At 70.6% G+C, this 18,726-nt stretch carries 16 protein-coding genes; 11 read left to right on the top strand and 5 right to left on the bottom strand.

What is annotated here, in order from left to right; genetic code table 11:
• Positions 1-38: 38 nt before the first annotated feature.
• A complete protein-coding gene (locus I004_RS0122405) occupies positions 39-1,370 on the top strand; it encodes an aminotransferase class I/II-fold pyridoxal phosphate-dependent enzyme (RefSeq protein ID WP_078511616.1) in 1,332 nt (443 codons plus the stop codon).
• Here I004_RS0122405 and I004_RS35405 read toward each other — a convergent pair.
• Positions 1,361-2,398, bottom strand: a complete 1,038-nt coding sequence (locus I004_RS35405) for a DMT family transporter (protein ID WP_037977283.1) — start codon at positions 2,396-2,398, stop codon at positions 1,361-1,363. The genes I004_RS0122405 and I004_RS35405 overlap by 10 nt on opposite strands.
• 74 nt (positions 2,399-2,472) lie before the next feature.
• Here I004_RS35405 and I004_RS0122395 point away from each other — a divergent pair, with 74 nt between their 5' ends.
• On the top strand, positions 2,473-3,378 hold the full coding sequence (locus tag I004_RS0122395; RefSeq protein ID WP_028437350.1) for a LysR family transcriptional regulator: 906 nt from the start codon (positions 2,473-2,475) through the stop codon (positions 3,376-3,378).
• 40 nt (positions 3,379-3,418) lie between these two features.
• On the opposite strand, the gene I004_RS0122390 is transcribed toward I004_RS0122395, so the two are convergent.
• Positions 3,419-3,853 carry a Rieske (2Fe-2S) protein gene (locus tag I004_RS0122390; protein ID WP_028437349.1) on the bottom strand — a complete coding sequence of 145 codons (435 nt, stop codon included), beginning with the start codon at positions 3,851-3,853 and terminating at the stop codon, positions 3,419-3,421.
• An 80-nt stretch (positions 3,854-3,933) separates the two neighbouring features.
• Positions 3,934-6,084 carry an alpha/beta fold hydrolase gene (locus I004_RS0122385; protein WP_078511614.1) on the bottom strand — a complete coding sequence of 717 codons (2,151 nt, stop codon included), beginning with the start codon at positions 6,082-6,084 and terminating at the stop codon, positions 3,934-3,936.
• A gap of 85 nt (positions 6,085-6,169) precedes the next feature.
• Here I004_RS0122385 and I004_RS0122380 point away from each other — a divergent pair, with 85 nt between their 5' ends.
• The 7 genes from I004_RS0122380 to I004_RS35400 all read left to right on the top strand — a co-directional run bounded on the left by I004_RS0122380 (position 6,170) and on the right by I004_RS35400 (position 12,443).
• Positions 6,170-7,021, top strand: a complete 852-nt coding sequence (locus tag I004_RS0122380; protein WP_028437347.1) for a HipA family kinase — start codon at positions 6,170-6,172, stop codon at positions 7,019-7,021.
• The gene (locus I004_RS0122375; RefSeq protein WP_028437346.1) at positions 7,018-7,416 is read left to right on the top strand and encodes a DUF3037 domain-containing protein; all 399 of its coding nucleotides are present in this window, start codon (positions 7,018-7,020) and stop codon (positions 7,414-7,416) included. Before I004_RS0122380 ends, I004_RS0122375 begins: the two co-directional genes overlap by 4 nt.
• 112 nt (positions 7,417-7,528) lie before the next feature.
• Complete coding sequence (fabG, locus tag I004_RS0122370; protein WP_028437345.1) at positions 7,529-8,290, top strand: 3-oxoacyl-ACP reductase FabG; 762 nt, start codon at positions 7,529-7,531, stop codon at positions 8,288-8,290.
• Between the two features lie 17 nt (positions 8,291-8,307).
• The gene (locus I004_RS0122365) at positions 8,308-9,075 is read left to right on the top strand and encodes an SDR family oxidoreductase (RefSeq protein WP_028437344.1); all 768 of its coding nucleotides are present in this window, start codon (positions 8,308-8,310) and stop codon (positions 9,073-9,075) included.
• Between the two features lie 316 nt (positions 9,076-9,391).
• Entirely contained in the window at positions 9,392-10,984 is a 1,593-nt protein-coding gene (locus I004_RS0122360) for an ABC transporter substrate-binding protein (RefSeq protein WP_028437343.1), read from the top strand.
• Positions 10,985-11,199: 215 nt separating this feature from the next.
• The gene (gene ung, locus I004_RS0122355; protein WP_028437342.1) at positions 11,200-11,886 is read left to right on the top strand and encodes a uracil-DNA glycosylase; all 687 of its coding nucleotides are present in this window, start codon (positions 11,200-11,202) and stop codon (positions 11,884-11,886) included.
• Positions 11,887-11,969: 83 nt separating this feature from the next.
• On the top strand, positions 11,970-12,443 hold the full coding sequence (locus I004_RS35400) for a hypothetical protein (RefSeq protein ID WP_106965408.1): 474 nt from the start codon (positions 11,970-11,972) through the stop codon (positions 12,441-12,443).
• An 83-nt stretch (positions 12,444-12,526) separates the two neighbouring features.
• On the opposite strand, the gene I004_RS0122345 is transcribed toward I004_RS35400, so the two are convergent.
• A complete protein-coding gene (locus I004_RS0122345; protein WP_028437341.1) occupies positions 12,527-13,144 on the bottom strand; it encodes a TetR family transcriptional regulator in 618 nt (205 codons plus the stop codon).
• A 110-nt stretch (positions 13,145-13,254) separates the two neighbouring features.
• On the opposite strand from I004_RS0122345, the gene I004_RS0122340 reads away from it, so the two are divergent.
• Positions 13,255-14,505, top strand: a complete 1,251-nt coding sequence (locus I004_RS0122340; protein ID WP_028437340.1) for an FAD-dependent monooxygenase — start codon at positions 13,255-13,257, stop codon at positions 14,503-14,505.
• Here I004_RS0122340 and lnt read toward each other — a convergent pair.
• Positions 14,485-16,089 carry an apolipoprotein N-acyltransferase gene (gene lnt, locus I004_RS35395; RefSeq protein WP_037977379.1) on the bottom strand — a complete coding sequence of 535 codons (1,605 nt, stop codon included), beginning with the start codon at positions 16,087-16,089 and terminating at the stop codon, positions 14,485-14,487. The two genes, I004_RS0122340 and lnt, sit on opposite strands and share 21 nt — an antisense overlap.
• A 156-nt stretch (positions 16,090-16,245) precedes the next feature.
• Here lnt and I004_RS0122330 point away from each other — a divergent pair, with 156 nt between their 5' ends.
• Positions 16,246-18,657: a GH92 family glycosyl hydrolase gene (locus I004_RS0122330; RefSeq protein WP_051345310.1), complete on the top strand. Its 2,412-nt coding sequence runs from the start codon at positions 16,246-16,248 to the stop codon at positions 18,655-18,657.
• Positions 18,658-18,726 lie beyond the last annotated feature (69 nt).

Here is an 18,726-nt window from a genome sequence, read left to right as displayed (position 1 = left end):
CCTTGCGTTTCGTTTTGTACTAGTGCAGAATATCGTTCGTGCTAGGAGAATACCGGATCGAGGGACGGCGCGCAGCTGAGATCGCAGCGAGCGTGGAGAACGGCGTGCGGGTGGGTGATCTCGCCCCGGGCCGACTCCTCCCACCCATGCGGGAGTTGGCGCACGAGCTGGGCGTCAACGCGAACACGGTCGCGGCCGCGTACCGAAGCCTTCGTGAACGCGGAGTCATCGAGACGGCCGGGCGCCGCGGGAGCCGCGTACGCGAACGGCCCGCCAGCACACCGCGGGAGGCCATCCGTGCCGAAGTGCCCGTGGGATGCGTGGACATCTCCACCGGCAACCCCGACACCGGGCTGCTGCCGCCGCTGCATTCGGCCCTTTCCTCGGCGGCGGACAACGCCTCCCGTCGTGCGGCGCTCTACGGCGACCCGGCCGTGAGCGAACCGCTCGCCGCTGCGGCCCGCCGTCAACTGGACGAGGATGGTGTGCCGGACGGGCCGGTCGCGGTGAGCTCGGGGGCGCTCGACGCCATCGAGAGGGTCCTCGCGGCACACCTGCGCGCCGGAGACGCCGTCGCCGTCGAGGATCCGGGATGGGGGAGCCTGCTCGATCTCGTCCCCGCACTCGGGTTGAAGACGCTGCCCGTGGCTGTCGACGACGAGGGTCCGCTCCCCGAGGAGGCCGAGCGTGCACTGCGCGAGGGCGCTCGCGCCCTGATCGTCACGGCCCGTGCCCAGAACCCGACGGGCGCTGCGGTGACCGCCGTCCGTGCCCGCAGTCTGCGTGAGGTGCTCGCCCGGTATCGCGGGACGCTGCTCATTGAGGACGACCACGGGCACGGCATCGTCGAGGAACCCCTCAACTCTCTTGCGGGCGGCACCGATTGCTGGGCCCTGGTGCGCTCCACGGCCAAGGCGTACGGGCCCGATCTGCGGCTCGCGGTCGTCACCGGCGATGCCGTCACTCTCGACCGGGTGCGCGGCCGCCAGCTGCTCGGTCCCGGCTGGGTCAGCCATCTCCTCCAGGACGCCGTACTGCACCTCTGGAACACGCGGGCGGTCGACGTGGCGGCGGTGGCGCGCTCCTACGGGCAGCGCCGGAACGCACTCGTACGGGCACTGGAGGCGCTCGGCGTCGAGGCACACGGGCGCAGCGGCATGAACGTGTGGGTGCCGGTGCCGGACGAGACGGGTGCCGTCACACGCCTTCTGCAGTCGGGCTGGGCCGTCGCTCCGGGGGCGCGCTTCCGGCTCGCTTCGCCGCCCGGTGTGCGCCTGACCGTCTCACCGCTGACGGTGGAGGACGCGGAGGAACTCGCAGATGCCGTCGCCGCCGCACTCCGTCCCGCCGCGGCCCGGCGTTACGACTGACGTGTGCCGCCGTCGTTCGCGCCGCTCGCTGCCGCATCCGGTGCGCGACGCGGCCCGAGCTGTGTGAGGGCGGCGCCCAGCAGCACGATCAGCGCTCCGGCAGGAGTGTTCCAGGTGAGAGGTTCGCCGAGCACGGTCACACCCGCGACCGTCGCGATGACGGGGATGAAGTAGGTGACCATCTGCCCGGTCGTCGGGCCCACTTCCGCGACGATGCCGTACTGGATGAGGAAGGCGAGCCCTGTGCCCAGAGCGCCCAGCGCCAGCACCGCGAGCAGCGGCACTACCGCGAAGCGCGTCGGCAGCGACGTGAACAGCCCCGTCAGCACGAGCAGTTGGGCCGAGCCGAGCAGCAACTGCCCACCCGACATGGACAGTGCCGAGTGCGGGCTGTCGGCGAGGGTTCGGCGCACGTACAGCCAGCCGACCGCGTAGCTGGCGGCCGCGCCGAGGGCCATGGCCGTACCCGCCGGGTCCTGCCCGGAGAATCCGCGCCACGCGCCGAGCACCACCAGCACACCGCCGAAGCCGACCACCAGGCCGGCCACTCTGCGGCGTGTGGGGCGGTCCTCGGAGAGGGCGGCAAGCGACAGCAGCATGCCGAAGAGCGGGCTGGTGGCGTTGCAGATGCCCGCCAGGCTGGAGGAGATGGTGAGTTCGGCGTAGGCGAAGAGCGAGTACGGCAGGGTGTTGAGGAAGATCGCGGAGACGGCCAGGTGGCCCCAGATCCGCATGCGCCCGGGCAGACGCTCGCGCTTGACCGCCAGCGCCACGGCGAGCACCGCGGCCCCGAACACCATGCGGCCCAGGGCGACTTGGAGCGGTGCGTACGCCTCGGTGCCGACCTTGATGAACAGGAAGCTGAAGCCCCACACCAGCGCCAGCACGGCGAAGCGCACACGCCAGTCGAGGAGGCGCCGCGGCGGCGGAGGCGTCAGCGACTGCGGCGTCCCTTGCGGTTCACCTGCGGAGGGCGGGGGAGTGGCCGGCCGAGGAGCACTGCCCGAGGGCCGCGTGGACGTGGTCATGGGAGCAACGATCCCGCCGCTCATCTCTTAGCACAAGCGAGTATCTGTGGACGGAAAGGCGTAGCGTTGCTTACATGTTCAATCTGGAGCGCCTGCGGGTGCTGCACGAGATCTCCGTGCACGGAACGGTCGGCGGGGCCGCCGATGCCCTGTACGTCACAACGTCCGCGATCTCCCAGCAGATGGCGAAGCTGGAACGGGAGACGGGACAGCAACTGCTGTCCAGGAGCGGAAGGGGCGTCCGGCTGACGGATGCCGGTCGGCTGCTTGCGGAGCACGCCGAGAGGATCTTGTCGCTGCTGGAGGTCGCGCAGGCGGACCTGGAGGCGCACCGGGGTCAGGCGGCGGGCGAGTTGCTGCTGAGCGCTTTCCCCACGGCCGCGCGGGGACTCTTCCCCGCGGCCCTCACGCAGTTGCGCCGGGAGCATCCCCAACTGCGGCCGCGCCTTACGGAGTCGGAGGCCGAAGTGGCGCTGCCCCGGCTGATCCGAGGTGGCACCGACCTCGCGATCGTCCTGGACTGGCACAACAGGGCGCTCTCACTGCCCGCCGGGCTGAGCAGGGTGCTCTTGCTGGAGGACCCCGTCGATCTCGCCATGCCCGCTGCCCACCCGCTGGCGGGCCGACGGCGCCTGGAGCTGACGGAGGTGGCGGAGGAGGAGTGGATCTCCTGGCCGGAAGGCGAGTTCTGCCATGAGTGGCTGATGCGGACGCTGCGCGCCGAGGGCATCGAACCGCGCCTCTCGCACACGGCGGCGGAACACCACACGCAGCTGTCGCTGGTGGCTGCAGGTCTCGGTGTCGCGGTCACCCCGCGGCTGGGACGGGGACCTGTGCCGCAGGGTGTGGCGCTCGTGCCCGTGCACCACACCCTGCGGCGTCGCATCTACGCGGTCTGGCGGGAGGACGCCGACCGCAGGCCGTCGATCAGAGCCGCAGTGGCGGCGCTGGAGAAGGCCGCACGCGACATCGCGGTGTAGCCGCGGCGAGCCTCTCTGACGACGGCAGGGAGGCGGGACCTCAGCCCTCGGCGAGGTGGATGTTGCCGCCCTTCACGGAGACCTTCGCAGGAGGAAGCGGCTTGGTCGCGGGACCGCCTTTGACGCTGCCGTCGGAGATGTCGAACTTGCTGTCGTGGCAGGGGCAGATGATCGTCCCGTCCTTCACCTCCGAGACCGAGCAGCCCTTGTGCGTGCAGGTCGCGGAGAAGGCCTTGTACTCCGACCCGCTGGGACGGGTCACGACGACCTTCTGCTCCTTGAACACCTTGCCGCCGCCCTCCGGGATATCGGCGGCCTTGCCGAGTTCGCCCTTCCCGGCCTCGCTGCCGCCGTCACCGCCGGCGTTCTCGTCGCTGCTCTCGCTGCCGCCCGATCCGCAGGCGGCGAGAGTCACGGCGGCCGAGGCGGCGCCCGCGGCGGCGAGCACGGACCTGCGGGTGGTCGATGCTGTCATGGAGGACTTCCTGTTCTGTCGGGAGCTGCACGCATTTGCCTTTGCTTGCCTCTGCCCTGTGAATCCTGCACACGGGCTGGTCAACTGCGAAGGGCTTTGTCAAGAAAAAGCAATTGAGTCAGGAGCAGCCGCTCGGCCGTCACAGGGTCGCTTACGATGTGCGACTGGCCGGGCAACGGCAGCACCGAGTGTTCCCGTCCGGCGGCCAGCAGCGCCGCGGACATCCGCAGGGTGTGTGCGAATGCGACGTTGTCGTCGGCGGTTCCGTGCACCAGCAGCAGAGGACGCCGCAGCAGATGTGCCTCCTTGCTCAGGGTGCAGCGGTCGTAGTGTTCCGGGTACCGGTCCGGGTGACCGAGGAAGCGCTCCTTCCAGTGCGTGTCGTACAGGCGCGGGTCGATTGCCGGAGCGCCCGCGACCGCCGCATGGAAGACGTCGGGGCGCCGCAGGACGGCCGCCGTGGCCAGCGCGCCGCCGAAGGACCAGCCCTGGATGCCGACGCGGCTCAGATCCAGACACGGCACGGTCTCGGCGGCCGCGTGCAGCGCGTCGATCTGATCCTCCAGTACGGCAGTGAACTGGTCGCCCCAGATCGCCTTCTCCCACGAGGGGCCGCGCCCGGGCGTACCCCGGCCGTCCGTGATCAGCACCGCGTAGCCGTGCTCCGCGAACCACTGCGCGACCAGCGCCGGCCAGATGCGGGCCCGCACCACGAGCCTCATCCCCGGTCCGCCGTAGGGCGCGACCAGCACGGGAAGCGGGGACGCGTCAGGGGCGCCGCGCTCGTACCAGCTGGGCACGAACAGGGCGCTGCGCAGCCGCCGTTCCCCCAGCGTCAGCAGTTCCGGCTGCCGCCGGATCAGCGGCTCCTCGGCGAGCGAGGGGATGGAGCCGGCGGTGACGCCGTCGCGGGTGACCGTCACGCGTGGGCCGTCGGGCGTGAGGCTGTCGAGCACCACCGTGCCGCCGCGCTGCACCGCGGAGTGCAGCCCCGGACCGTCGCTGATGGGGATGCTTTCCTTGTCCGGGGACCAGGACCAGACGTGGGTCTCCAGGGGGTCGTCGCCGGCGCTGAACAGCACCGTCTCCCCGTCGGTGCCGAGCACCCGGGAGACCTGCAGCCCCGGCGGCGTCACCACCTGCTCGCCGACGCGCAGCCCGCGCTGGTCCCCGCTCTCGTGGGGAAGCACCAGGGCTCCCGACGCGGTGCGGCAGTAGGCGCCCGGCAGCAGCTCGACCCAGTGCTCGTCCTGCTGCCGCGCGAGCACCCGCGTCGCACCACTCCCGGCGTCGATCCCGAGGGTCAGCAGGGTGCGCTGGTCGCGGCTCTGCACGGTGGCCAGTGGGCCGTGCGCGTCCCAGCCTGCCGCCACGACGTACTCGAACGCCTCGCGGTCCCGGTCGACTTCGGCGGCCGTCCCGTCCAGGCGCAGCAGGTGGAGCGAGACATCGGCGTTGGCGGTGCCGGCCTCCGGGTAGTGCTGCACGCGCGGCGGCCGTCCCGGATCGGCCGGGTCGCCGAGGAAGCGGCGGCGCACGCGTGTGTTGTCCACGCGTGCGACGAGCAGCGCGCTGCCGTCGGGTGCCCACCAGTACCCGCGGCCGCGCCCCAGGGACTCGGCCGAGACATGGTCGGTCAGACCGTAGGTGACCGTCCGTTCGTCGTCCGCTCCTGGCCTCGCGAGACACCGGTCGCCCGTGCCGTCCGCCACCATGACGTGGAGCGCGCCGCCGGTGACGTACGCGATGAGCCGGCCGTCGGGGGAGGGGCGGGGATCGGTGACCGGGCCGGCGGCCGGCAGGCCGAAAGGCTCGCCCTGTCCCGTACGTACCGCCCAGAGCCTGCCGTCCACGGCGAAGACGGCGAGTTCCATGGCGTCGTCGGTGGCGTACCCGGTGATGCCCGTGGACAGATCGCGGTCACGCTCCCTCCGTGCCGCCTCCTCGGGGGTGGGTGGTCCCGCGGGGGATCCGGGCTCGAGCGTCGCTGGGTCGGCGAGGGGGCGTTCCCCGTCGGCATCCCGTATCCACAGTCCGCAGGAGGTATCGGCGCCGCTGCGCGTGCGCAGGAACAGCGCGCGCTTTCCGTCCGGGGAGAGCGTCACTTGGCGCACGGTTCCGAGGGAGAAGCGCCGGGTGCGGGCGAACTGACGGGGGAAGGCGGCCATGGCCTCGGCCGGGAACGAGCGGGCAGCAGTGCCGGGGGTGCCGGGCATACCGGGAGAAGTCATGCGCGCACGATCCCACCGCCCCGGGAACGGGGGCACCCGATTATCGGCGGTGCCGCGTGGGTGAGCGGACGGCTAGCCTGAGCGGATGCTGCGCGAAGTCACCGCCACCCGCTACGTCACCCCGCTGCGGGAGGGCGGTTCACTGCCCGGGATCGTCGAGGCGGACGATCTCGGCACGTACGTCATGAAGTTCACCGGCGCGGGGCAGGGCCGCAAGACACTCGTGGCCGAGGTTCTCGCGGGCCGGCTCGCGCAGCTGCTCGGCCTGCGCGTCCCGGAGCTGGTGGTCATCCAGCTCGACCCGGTCATCGGCCTGAGCGAGCCCGATGAGGAGGTCCAGGACCTGCTCAAGGCCAGCGGCGGCCTCAACCTCGGCATGGACTTCCTGCCCGGTTCGCTGGGCCTGGACCCGCTGGCCTTCGCCGTGGGCGCGGCCGAGGCGGGCCGGGTGGTGTGGTTCGACGCACTGGTGGGGAACGTCGACCGGTCCTGGCGCAATCCGAACCTGCTCGTCTGGCACGGCGAGATGTGGCTCATCGACCACGGTGCGACGCTCGTCTGGCATCACAACTGGCCCTCGGCGTCGGCCTCCTCGTCCAGCGCCTCCAGACCGTACGACGCGTCCGACCATGTACTCGCCCCCTTCGGGCCGGACGTGGCCTCGGCGGCGGAGGAGCTGGCGCCACGGGTGACCGGTGATCTCCTCGCCGAGTGCGCCGCCGCGGTCCCCGACGAATGGCTCGCGGACGAGCCGGGATTCGCGGGCCCCGGCGAGCTGCGCGACGCGTACGTGAGGACGCTCTCCGCACGCGTCCCCGGTCTTCACGAGCGGATCACGATTGGCGAACCGAGCCCCGACGGCCCTTCGCGGGCGCCGGGCTGGCTGACCGGAGAACTGCCGCACGGGCGGCGCGGCGAGCGGAGCGCACGCCGGTGAGCGCCGAGAAGGGCGCCGGGCGCGAGGTGTTCGAGTACGCGCTGCTGCGTGTGGTCCCGCGCGTCGAGCGGGGGGAGACGATGAACGCGGGCGTGGTCGTCTACTGCCGTGCCAGGTCGCTCGTCGTCGCCCGCACGCATCTGGACGAGGAGAGGCTGCGTGCGCTCGATCCCGGTGCGGACCTGGACGGCGTACGTGCGGCGCTGCTCGCCGCCGAGGGCGTCTGCCACGGAGGGGTCGCCGCCGGGCAGGCCGCGGACGAGGCACCCGGCACCCGCTTCCGCTGGCTCGTCGCTCCACGCAGCACGGTGGTGCAGCCGGGCCCCGTGCACACCGGGCTGACCAGTGACCCCGAGGCGGAGGCCGAGCGGCTGCTGGAGCTGCTGGTGCGGTGAATCTCATGTCTACGGGCACCCGTTGACAGCGGGTGTCGGGACTCATAGCGTCACGACTGCCACAAGGTACTAAGCGGTTGCTCACCAATCATCAGGGCGAGGAGAACTCAGCATGTCCACCACCGACCAGCGCGTCGCGATCGTCACCGGTGCGGCGCGGGGCATCGGCGCGGCCACAGCGGTACGGCTCGCGGCGGAGGGCCGCGCCGTAGCCGTGCTCGACCTCGACGAGTCGGCCTGCAAGGAGACGGTCGAGAAGATCACAGCCGATGGCGGCAAGGCCATCGCCGTGGGCTGCGACGTCTCCGACTCCGCGCAGGTGGACAGCGCCGTCGCACGGGTCATCGACGAACTCGGCCCGCCGACCGTGCTCGTGAACAACGCGGGCGTGCTGCGGGACAACCTGTTGTTCAAGATGAGCGACGCCGACTGGGACACGGTCATGAACGTGCACCTGCGCGGAGCGTTCCTGATGTCCCGCGCCTGCCAGAAGCACATGGTCGACGCCGGATTCGGGCGGATCGTGAACCTCTCCTCCTCCTCGGCGCTCGGCAACCGCGGCCAGGTCAACTACGCCGCGGCCAAGGCCGGCATGCAGGGCTTCACCAAGACCCTCGCCAAGGAGCTGGGCAAGTTCGGCATCACAGCCAACTCCGTCGCCCCGGGCTTCATCGTCACCGACATGACTGCGGCCACCGCGGAGCGCGTCGGCATGGGCTTCGAGGACTTCCAGGCCGCCGCCGCCTCGCAGATCCCCGTGCAGCGCGTCGGCCGTCCCGACGACATCGCCAACGCCATCGCCTTCTTCAGCGCTGAGCAGGCCGGCTTCGTCTCCGGTCAGGTGCTGTACGTGGCCGGCGGCCCGCTCAACTGACCGGAGGGTCGAAGAACATGGCACAGGACGCAGCACAGCAGGACAGCGGTGAGGTCGCGATCGTCACGGGCGGCAGCCGGGGCATCGGGTACGGCGTCGCCGAGGCGCTGATGGCCCGGGGGCACCGCGTGTGCATCACGGGCCGCAACGAGGACGCCCTCAAGGAGGCCGTCGATTCACTCGGTCCGCAGCGCGCGATGTACGTCGCCGGCAAGGCACACGACGACGAGCACCGCCGGATCGCCGTCGAACAGGTCATGGAGGCCTACGGACGGATCGATCACCTCGTGAACAACGCGGGCACAAATCCGGTCTTCGGTCCGATCGCGGAGCTGGACCTCGACGTGGCCCGCAAGGTCTTCGAGACCAACGTGATCTCCGCGCTCGGCTTCGCCCAGTCCACCTTTGCGGCGTGGCAGCGGGACAACGGCGGGACGATCGTCAACATCGCCTCCATCGCCGGAATGTCTGCTTCGCCCTTCATCGGCGCCTACGGCATCAGCAAGGCCGCGATGATCAATCTCACAACGCAGTTGGCTCACGAATTCGCGCCGAGTGTGCGCGTCAACGCGGTCGCCCCGGCGGTCGTGAAGACGAAGTTCGCCGCGGCCCTCTACGAGGGGCGTGAGCAGGAAGCTGCAGCGCGATACCCGATGAACCGGCTGGGAGTGCCGGAGGACATCGGCGGGGCCGCCGCTTTCCTCACTTCCGCCGAATCGGCGTGGATCACCGGCCAGACTCTGGTCGTCGACGGCGGACTCGCGCTCAATGCCGGAGTCGAGTAGCGATTTCCCGCCACGTGCGCACCTCTCCCCTGGGGGAATTCGGGTGCCGGTCCGTCGCCGGACCGGCACCCGCAGTCATCGGAATGGCGCGTGTCTCGTTGGTAATTGACGAATGGTTGACCACTGCATGTTCGAGGGTCGGATGCTGAGGTAGGGTCTCTCTCGCCCATCGGCCAGCGGCTCCGCGTAGGGCGCCCCCGTACCTCCGTACGAAGGCGTGGAGAAAACGCTAGCGACGCTTCGACCGGCCGGCGGCTATTTCCCTTTTGCAACTGCATCGGCAGTAGTGCCCCCCTCGCCGACTAGGAGCGCGCAGGTGTTCGACCGGAACGGACCTCTGAGGATCGCAGCGACCGTTGTCATATCAACGGCCATGGTCGCTGGGTGCAGTTCGATGTCGGGTGACGACGGCAACGAGAAGCGCCGGGAGATCGTCACGGGGACCACCAGCGCGCCCAGCACTCTCGACCCGGCGGCGGCCTGGGACGGATCGTGGGAGCTTTACAAGAACGTCTTCCAGACCCTGCTGTCCTTCCCCAGCAGCAGCTCCTCCCCGGAGCCCGATGCCGCCAAGCGCTGCGGCTTCACCGACTCCGCCAGCCGCGTCTACCGCTGCACCCTCAAGGAGGGGCTGAAGTTCTCCAACGGGAATCCGCTCGACGCCAGCGCGGTGAAGCATTCGGTCGACCGCGTCATGGCGATCAAGGCGAAGTCCGGACCGCTCGGCCTGATGGGCAGCCTGGAGCGGACGGAAGCGCCCGACAAGCGCACCGTCGTCTTCCACCTGAAGAAGTCCGACGCCACATTCCCCTTCATCCTCGCCACCCCAGCGACGGCGATCGTCGACCCTGAGACCTACCCGGCGAAGAAGCTCCGCAAGGGCAGCAAGCTCGTGGGGTCGGGCCCGTACTCGCTGAAGTCCTACAGCAAGGGCAAGAGGGCCGAGCTGACGAAGTACAACGGTTACCGCGGTCCCGCGAAGCCCAAGAACGACGTCGTCACCATCGAGTACTTCCAGGACTCCAAGAAGATGGTGAGCGCGCTCAAGGACAAGAAGATCGATGTCGCCTTCCGAGGGCTGACTCCGGATCAGGTCAGCGGTTTCCAGAAGTCGCAGGCGAACGGGAACCAGGAGGTGGAGCTGACCGAGCTCCTGGGCACCGAGATCAGCTATCTCGTCTTCAATCCGAAGGACCGGATGGCCGGAAACGCCGCCGTGCGCAAGGCCGTCGCCGAGCTGATCGACCGCAAGGCGCTCGTGCGCAACGTCTACAACCGCACGACCGACCCGCTGTACTCCATGGTCCCCGGCGGCATCACCGGGCACACCGCCGCCTACTACGACCGCTACGGCGACCCCTCCAGGGACAAGGCGAAGCAGACGCTGACCGAAGCCGGCATCACCAAGAAGGTGCCGCTCAAGCTCTGGTACACCACGGACCGCTACGGCTCCACGACTGGAGAAACGTTCGCCGAGCTCAAGCGCCAGCTCAACAAGTCCGGGCTCTTCGACGTCTCCGTCCAGGGCCGTCCCTGGTCCGAGTTCGTCGAGGGCTACAGCAAGGGCAAGTACCCGGTCTTCGGCCGCGGCTGGTTCCCCGACTTCCCGGACGCCGACAACTACGTCGCGCCGTTCGTCGGCAAGAACAACGCGCTCGCCACGCCCTACGACAACCGCGAGATCACCGACAAGCTGCTGCCCAAGTCGCGCAAGGAGAGCAACCGCGCGACAGCCAGCCGCGACTTCACCCAGGCACAGAAGATCATCGCCAAGGACGCAAGGCTGCTGCCGCTGTGGCAGGGCCGGGTGTACGTGGCCTCGCTCAAGGACGTGGCCGGCGTCGAATGGGTCCTCGACCCCTCCACGCTGCCGCGCCTGTGGGAGCTGCACAAGAAGTCCAGCTGGTAGACCGGCACCGGCCGGGAGCAGCGACTGCCGCCGCGGCGGCGCGCGCTCCCGGCCTTCGTCGTTTCTGCGGCCGGTTCGCGACGGGGGTTCAGGGTGCGATGCGGCCGCCGGCCGTCGGTGGCGGGTCCCGGCGGGAGTGTCAGTGGCAGCCAGTAGGTTCGTGGCGGCAAACGACGGAGCCCGAAGCCGCCGCGGAGGTACGAGAGTTGAACGACATGCTGGGCACCCTGCCGGACTCGTGGCAGCAGGCCCTGGGCGAGGAGACCGGCAAGCCCTACTTCAAGGAGCTCGCCGAGTTCGTCGAGCAGGAGCGCGAGCGCGGTCCGGTCTACCCGCCGCGCGAGGAGGTCTTCGCCGCGCTGCACGCGACCCCCTACGACCGGGTGAAGGTACTGATCCTCGGTCAGGACCCGTACCACGGTGAAGGCCAGGGGCACGGGCTGTGCTTCTCCGTGCGTCCCGGTGTCCGCACACCTCCGTCGCTGCGCAACATCTACAAGGAGATGCGCGACGACCTGGGCCACCCCGTTCCGGACAGCGGATATCTGATGCCGTGGGCAGAGCAGGGCGTGCTGCTCCTCAACGCGGTGCTGACCGTCAGGGCGGGGGAGGCCAACTCCCACAAGGGGAAGGGCTGGGAGACGTTCACGGACGCCGTCATCCGCGCCGTGGCGGCACGGGAGACCCCCGCGGTGTTCGTGCTGTGGGGCAACTACGCCAAGAAGAAGCTTCCGCTCATCGACACCGAACGGCACACGGTCGTTGAGGGCGCGCACCCCTCACCGCTCTCGGCACGGAAGTTCTTCGGCTCCCGCCCCTTCAGCCTGATCGACGAAGCGGTCGCCGCCGCGGGTCATCCGCCCGTCGACTGGCGCATCCCGGAGTCCGGCGCACGCGCCTGAGCGGGATTGTCAGTGCCTGCGGCTAGCGTCGTCGTTGCAGGTGACAGCAGCACCCGGTGGGCCGGTGGAGGAGGAGTGCCGTGATGGAGCCGCAGCAGGAGACGTCCCCGGACGGGGTCCTGGTCCGGATCGGGCAGGCGATCATGCTCCACCGCGCCGGCGACCGGGAGGAGGCGCGCAACCGCCTCGCGCTGCTGTGGTCGGAGACGACGGGCGAGGGTGACCTCTTCCATCGCCTCACCATCGCGCACTACATGGCGGACACCCAGGACGACCCCGGAGCCGAACTGGAGTGGGACCGCCGCGCGCTGGCGGCGGCGGACGCGCTCACCGAGGAGAAGGTCGAGTGGGGAGAGCACTCGCTGGCCGTGCGCTCCCTCTACCCGTCGCTGTATCTCAACCTTGCCGCGGACCATGCCAAGCTGGGGGACAGCGGTTCCGCACGTCGTGAACTGCGCCGTGCGCAGGGCGCGCTGGGTTCGCTGGCCGACGACGAGTACGGGGCGGGCATCAGGGCCGCGGTAGGAAGGCTGGAGAGCCGGCTGGGGCCGGTCTGACTCGTCGCTCGCGGTTCGCACCAGCGAGCCTCCGGGGCCCTGATGTTCCGGCCCCGTCCGGTCCGCCGCCGCGGCGCCGGTGCTCAGCCCTTCGGTCGTGCAGGGAGTGTGCCGAGCATTCCCTGGAGCAACTCCCGCAGCCCGGTGCGCAGTTCGTCCCGGGTGGGGACCTCCTCGGCGTAGGAGCCGGCGGTGCACGAGAAGAGCATGCCGTCGCACCAGGCGACCAGGGAGAGCGTGTGCCGCTCTGGTTCTGTGGACCCGGCCCGCCTCAGCATCGCCATGAGCGGCTCCCGGAAGGCGCTCGTCCCGGTGCGTACATACATCTCCCGCAGCTCCGGCCGCCGTGTGATCTCCAGCGCCAGCTCGTACCGTGCGATGAGCAGCGACGGGTCGCGAGTGAGATAGCGGGACATGGCCAGCGCCAGCCCGTCCGCGAGTTCGTCGGCGTCCTCGCCTCGCGGCATCTCCTCGAAGGAGATGACCTGCGACTCCCGCACGGCCAGTCGCCGCACCGCCGCCTCGATGAGTGCCGCCCGCGTACGTGCGTGGTTGGAGGTCGACCCCTGCGGAAGGCCGGCCGCCTCATCCACGGCCCGGTGGGTCAGCGCACGCAACCCGCCCCCCGCCAGAAGAGAGATCGCGGCGTCGGCGATCACCTCGGAGCGGGTGGCCGGGGGAGAGGAACGGGGCGCGGTCATGGCAGCAAATGTACGACGGGACCGCTGCGGTGATCCCGTCACTACAGCCGTAGTACACTACAGATGTAGTGACCGTGTGGAGGTCATCCGACGGAGAAGGAGACCGCAGCATGTCCGAGCCCCGCTCCCAGCCCAGCGCACTCGTCATCGGAGCCGGCATCGGCGGGCTCACCGCCGCCGTCGCACTGCATCAGCAGGGGTGGCGGGTCACCGTCCTCGAACGGGCCCCGTCCATCGAAGCCGTGGGCGCGGGCCTGGGGTTGACGCCCAACTCGCTGCGGGCGCTGGACATGATCGGCCTCGGAGACACCGTCAGGTCCATGCGTGCGTGGACCGCCGAGGGAGGGCTGCGCACACCGTCCGGGCGGTGGCTGTCCCATACGAGCCAGGACGCCGCGGCCGCCCGCTTCGGAGGCCCGCTCGTGGCGCTGCACAGGGCCACGTTGATCTCGCTGCTCCACTCCCGGCTGCCCGGGGGAGCAGTGCGCACGGACGCGGCGGCGGAGGTCGCGGACCCCGGCGACGCGGACCGGCCGGCGCGGGTGCGCACTGGTGCGCAGGAGTGGGAGGCGGACCTCGTCGTCGCCGCCGACGGCGTCCACTCACCGGCGCGTTCCGTCCTCTTCCCCGGATCACCCGGTCCCCGGTACGCGGGCTTCACCGCCTGGCGGCTCGTCGTCCCGGCACCCGAAGTGGCCTACGCGCCGCACGAGACGTGGGGCCGCGGTGTCCTGTGGGGCACGCAGCCGCTGCACGACGGACGCGTCTACGCCTACGCCGCCGCGGCGGTACCGGCCGGGCAGCGCGCACCGGACGGTGAACTCGCGGAGCTGCGGCGCCGGTTCGGCACGTGGCACGACCCGGTGCCCGCGATTCTCGACGCCGCGGGGCCGGACGATGTGCTGCGCAACGACGTCCACCAGGCCACCGCACCGCTCCCGGCCTACCACCGGGGGCGTGTGGCCCTCCTCGGCGACGCTGCCCACGCCATGCCGCCGACGCTCGGTCAGGGCGGCAACCAGGCCGTCGAGGACGCCGTCGTGCTCGCCCATCACGCCGCGCCGGGTGCTCACGTTCCCGACGCCCTGGCCGCGTACACGCGTGACCGGCTGCCCCGGACCAGCGAGGTGGTCCGGCGCGGGATCAGGGTCGGCCGGCTCGTCACCCTGACCTCCGCTCCCGCCTGTGCCCTGCGCGACGCCGCCGTGGCCGCGGTCAACCGGTTGGGCCCGCACCTGGCTTTGCGCGCGCTCGACGGGATCGCCGACTGGAGCCCGCCGGGGCACCAGGACACCCTCGGCGGACGAGTGGGCCGGAGTGGCGGCCGCGCGGACGGTGCGTCAGCGGCGGGCGGAGGGTGAGGAGTCGGAGCGCCCCGACGCATCCGTGTCCCTCCCCCTGCGGCCGCGCAGTGCGCGGGCCGCCGTCACCGCCCCGTAAACGGCCAGCGCCGCCAGCGCCGCGTGCACGATCCAGTCGCCGGTGCGGAGGTAGAGCGTCGTGCCGGTGGCCAGCGGCACCGTGTAGATCTCGCTGGTGCTGCGGTCGGTGCCGAGCCAGGGGCCGGTGCGTTCACCACGCGGCCCGTACACCGCGCTGACGCCGGTGAGGGTGGCGTGCACTATCGGCCGCCCGGTTTCCGCGGCGCGCAGCGCGCCCAGGGAGGCGTGCTGCGCCGGTGCCCAACTGTCCTGGAACGTCGAGGTGGAGGACTGGGTGATGATCAATCCCGCCCCATCGAGGGCCAGTTGACGGCTCATGTCGGGGAAGGCGCTCTCGAAGCACACCAGCGGCCCGAACTTCACGCCCGCCGCTTTCATCATCACCGGTCCGTCGCCGCGGAGCCGGTCCTCGCCGGCCGCCCGGCCCACCGACGTGGCCCAGCCGAGCAGGGACCGGGCGGGGACGTACTCGCCGAAGGGCACGAGGCGGGTCTTGTCGTAACGCTTGCCGATCGGACCGTCCGGGCCGATGAGCACCGAACTCTTGTAGATGCCGGGCCGGTCGGAGCGGCGCGCGTCCACATTGACCAGGATCCGTGCGCCGACTTGTGAGGAGAGGTCCCCCAGCTGCTCGCGCAGCCGCGGATGGGCGCCCAGGTCGAAGCTGACGCTGCTCTCGCCCCACACGATCAGATCCATCTTCCGTCCCGCGAGCCGGCGGGTCAGCTCCTCGCTGCGCTCCAGCCGCGCGCGCTGGCCCTTGACCACTCCGGGCTGGACGACGGCGACGCGCATCTTCCCGTCCGTGCGCGGCGCCGGCGCCCAGGCCCACGCCCCGGCGAGAGCACCACCGCAGACGGCGAGGGCCACGGCAGCAGCGGCCGCCGATGTCACGGACACCGCCGGACGGCCCGCACCGCGTGCGAGGAGGAGCGCCGCCGCAGCCGACAGGGCCGTGTTCGCAGCGACCAGCACGAAGCTGACCAGCCACACACCGCCCAGGGACGCCAGCCGCAGAGCGGGCCCGATCTCCCACTGGCTCGCGCCGAGCAGCCCCCACGGCCCCCCCAAGTACTCCCAGGAACGGACCAGTTCGACGAAGAGCCAGCCCGACGGCACCAGTACGACGGCTGCCGCCACGCTGCCCGGCCCCGGACTCCCGCCCAGCAGCCGTCTCACGAGCCATCCCCACGGCGCCCACAACAGCCCCAGCAGCGCCGCCAGTACGAAGAGGAAGACGTGCAGGCTCGGCAGCAGCCAGTGGTGCACGGCGAGCATGAAACCCGTACCGCCGGCCCAGCCCGCCACCAGCGCCTGCCCGTCCGTGCCGGCTCCGCGTACCAGCAGCAGCCACGGCACCAGCGCCACCCACGCGAGCCACCACAGGGACGGTTCCGGAAAGGCGAACGCAGGCAGCGCACCCGCGACCGCCGCCGACACCGGACGTACCCAGCGGGAGGCGCGCCTCCCGGCAAGCCGGTCGCCCTCCTGTCCTGCGGCCATGCGTCGCCTCCACCGTCCGGTCACCGGATCACCGACTGTGCGGAGGGCTTCCCCGGCGGGGGAGGGCGCATGCACCGGAGGGGACCGTACGGATTGTTGTGACCTGGGGCATAGACAGCCGCCCACGCGGTGGCGACGCTGGGCCGTTCGACAACGATGTCCCGGTCGGAGGCCCAAGTGCTACGAGCGAAACGGATCCGGACCCTGCTGGGTCTGGCCACCGCGACGCTCTGCGCGGGTCTCGTCGGGGCCTCTCCGCCCGCTGCCCCGTGCGCGGGAGGGGAGACGTACGCGGGCTCCGTCAAAGACCCGGCCGCGTTCGTCGACCCTTTCATAGGCACCCGCAACGAAGGCAACGCTTTCCCGGGTGCCGCCGTCCCGTTCGGGAAGGTGCAGCTCTCACCCGACACCACCGGCAGCACCACCGGCTACGACTGGGACGACGACCGCATCCGCGGCTTCTCCTCCGTCCACCTCTCCGGGGTGGGGTGCGGCATCGGTGGTGACCTGCCGGTCATGCCCACCACCGGCGAGATCACCAGCACCGACAACAACGACTACGCCTCCGGCTTCCGCCACGGGAACGAGAGCGCCTCACCCGGTTCGTACAAGGTCGCCCTCGACGACTACGGCGGCACGAAGGCGGAGCTCACCGCGGACCGGCACACCGGGCACCAGCGCTACACCTTTCCCGCCACCGGCAAGGCGAACGTGCTGCTCAACTCCGGCCAGGCGCTGCACAAGGTCACCGACAGCTCGGTGCGCGTCCTGGACGAGCGGACCATCGCCACCAAAGTCACCGGAAGCGGCTTCTGCCAGGGCACCGAGCCCTACACCGTATGGGCCGTGACCCGTTTCGACCGGCCGTTCGTCTCCCATGGCACATGGGACGGGGACAAGGTCACGGAAGGGAGCGAGTCCTCGACCGGCGGCGGACGGCGCGGGGCGTACGCCCGCTTCGACACCCGGGGCGGCGACCGCGACGTGGAGGCGGTGACGGCGCTGTCGTACGTCGACGCCGAGGGCGCCACGCGCAATCTCGACGCGGAAGGCGGCCGTTCGTTCGACGAGACCCGCGACGCCGCCCGCCAGGCATGGCAGGAGCGGCTGAGCAGCGTACGGGTGAGCGGCGGCAGCGAGGCGCGCCTGCGGGTCTTCTACTCCTCGCTCTACCGGGCGCTGCTGCACCCCAACACGGGCGAGGACGTCGACCGGCGCTACAGGGGCTGGGACCAGAAGATCCACCGCTCGAAGGGGCACACCTACTACCAGAACTGGTCATTGTGGGACACCTACCGCACCCAGGCGCAGCTGCTCGCGCTCGTCGCCCCGCGCGAGTCCCGCGACATGGCGCTCTCGCTGCTGGACGTGGACCAACAGGGCGGCTGGCTGCCCCGGTGGGGCTATGCCACGCGGGAGACGAACATCATGGCCGGTGACCCGGTCACGCCGTTCCTCACGAACGCCTACCAGCAGGGTCTGCTCAAGGGTGACGAAGACCGCGCCTACCGGGCGCTGAAGAAGAACGCCGACGGTGTACCGCCCGCAGATTCCCCCTATTTGGGGCGGATGGCGAACAAGGAGTACATCAAGGACGGATACATCCCGCACGAGCCCGGAAGGAAGCGGGAGAAACCAGGCAGTCCCGACTTCAAGCACAGCGGCTCGGCCACCCTCGAATATGCGGCGGCCGACGCGGCCCTCGCCCAGATGGCACGTGATCTCGGTCACACGGCCGACGCCGATCGATATGCGGAGCGCTCCCGCAACTACCGCAACATCATCGACCCCGGCACCGGGTTCTTCCGTGCCCGCAAGGCTGACGGCACCTTCCACGGGCCCGCCGATCCGTCCAGGAGTGAGGGCTTCCACGAGGGAACGCCCTGGCAGTACATGTGGATGGTGCCGCAGGACGTTCCGGGTCTGATGTCCCGTACCGGCGGACCCGAGGCAACCGAGAAGCGTCTGGACTCCTTCTTCGCCTACGACCAACTCGCCGTGGATCCACGGAAGACGGCGAGCGACGTGTGGGTCGACAGCCCCTACGACTACTACGACTCCGACAAGTACAACCCGCAGAACGAGCACGACCTCATCGCGCCGTACACCTACCTCTCCACCGGGTCCCCCTGGAAGACCACCGACGTCGTCGACGCCGCCCTGTGCCGCTTCACCGACTCCCCGGACGGGGTCACCGGCAACGACGACCTGGGCACCATGTCGTCGTGGATGGTCCTCTCGGCCATGGGCATCTTCCCGGTGGCCCCCGGCACGGACACCTGGGGTCTGAACACCCCGGCGTTCGAGCGTGTGGACTTGACCCTCGACCGTGAGATGTATCCGAACGGGCACTTCACCATCCGTGCGCCGCGAGGTAACTCGGCGGACCGCTACATACGCTCGGCCTCCGCCAACGGCTCGGAGATCTCCCGTACATGGATCAGCACGGAGGACATACGCCGCGGCCGCTCCCTCGACTTCCGGCTCGGCACGGAGCCCTCGAAGTGGGGTACCGGGAAGCATGACGCGCCACCCCCGCTCGGGCAGCGGGTCGAACGCGACCGTTGACCCGGCAGCGACCGCGCACCAAGATCGCAGTTGACCCGGGGGCAGTCATGCAACGAGCAGCAGCACCAG

This window comes from Streptomyces sp. TAA486, assembly GCF_000426165.1.
This window is presented reverse-complemented; position numbering and strand designations above follow the sequence as displayed.

Excerpts from the sequence above, each read along its gene's own strand:
- I004_RS35405 (WP_037977283.1), bottom strand. The coding sequence starts at position 2,398 with ATGACCACGTCCACGCGGCCCTCGGGCAGTGCTCCTCGGCCGGCCACT.
- I004_RS0122395 (WP_028437350.1), top strand. The coding sequence starts at position 2,473 with ATGTTCAATCTGGAGCGCCTGCGGGTGCTGCACGAGATCTCCGTGCAC.
- I004_RS0122390 (WP_028437349.1), bottom strand. The coding sequence starts at position 3,853 with ATGACAGCATCGACCACCCGCAGGTCCGTGCTCGCCGCCGCGGGCGCC.
- I004_RS0122385 (WP_078511614.1), bottom strand. The coding sequence starts at position 6,084 with ATGACTTCTCCCGGTATGCCCGGCACCCCCGGCACTGCTGCCCGCTCG.
- I004_RS0122380 (WP_028437347.1), top strand. The coding sequence starts at position 6,170 with ATGCTGCGCGAAGTCACCGCCACCCGCTACGTCACCCCGCTGCGGGAG.
- fabG (WP_028437345.1), top strand. The coding sequence starts at position 7,529 with ATGTCCACCACCGACCAGCGCGTCGCGATCGTCACCGGTGCGGCGCGG.
- I004_RS0122365 (WP_028437344.1), top strand. The coding sequence starts at position 8,308 with ATGGCACAGGACGCAGCACAGCAGGACAGCGGTGAGGTCGCGATCGTC.
- ung (WP_028437342.1), top strand. The coding sequence starts at position 11,200 with ATGCTGGGCACCCTGCCGGACTCGTGGCAGCAGGCCCTGGGCGAGGAG.
- I004_RS35400 (WP_106965408.1), top strand. The coding sequence starts at position 11,970 with ATGGAGCCGCAGCAGGAGACGTCCCCGGACGGGGTCCTGGTCCGGATC.
- I004_RS0122345 (WP_028437341.1), bottom strand. The coding sequence starts at position 13,144 with ATGACCGCGCCCCGTTCCTCTCCCCCGGCCACCCGCTCCGAGGTGATC.
- I004_RS0122340 (WP_028437340.1), top strand. The coding sequence starts at position 13,255 with ATGTCCGAGCCCCGCTCCCAGCCCAGCGCACTCGTCATCGGAGCCGGC.
- lnt (WP_037977379.1), bottom strand. The coding sequence starts at position 16,089 with ATGGCCGCAGGACAGGAGGGCGACCGGCTTGCCGGGAGGCGCGCCTCC.
- I004_RS0122330 (WP_051345310.1), top strand. The coding sequence starts at position 16,246 with ATGTCCCGGTCGGAGGCCCAAGTGCTACGAGCGAAACGGATCCGGACC.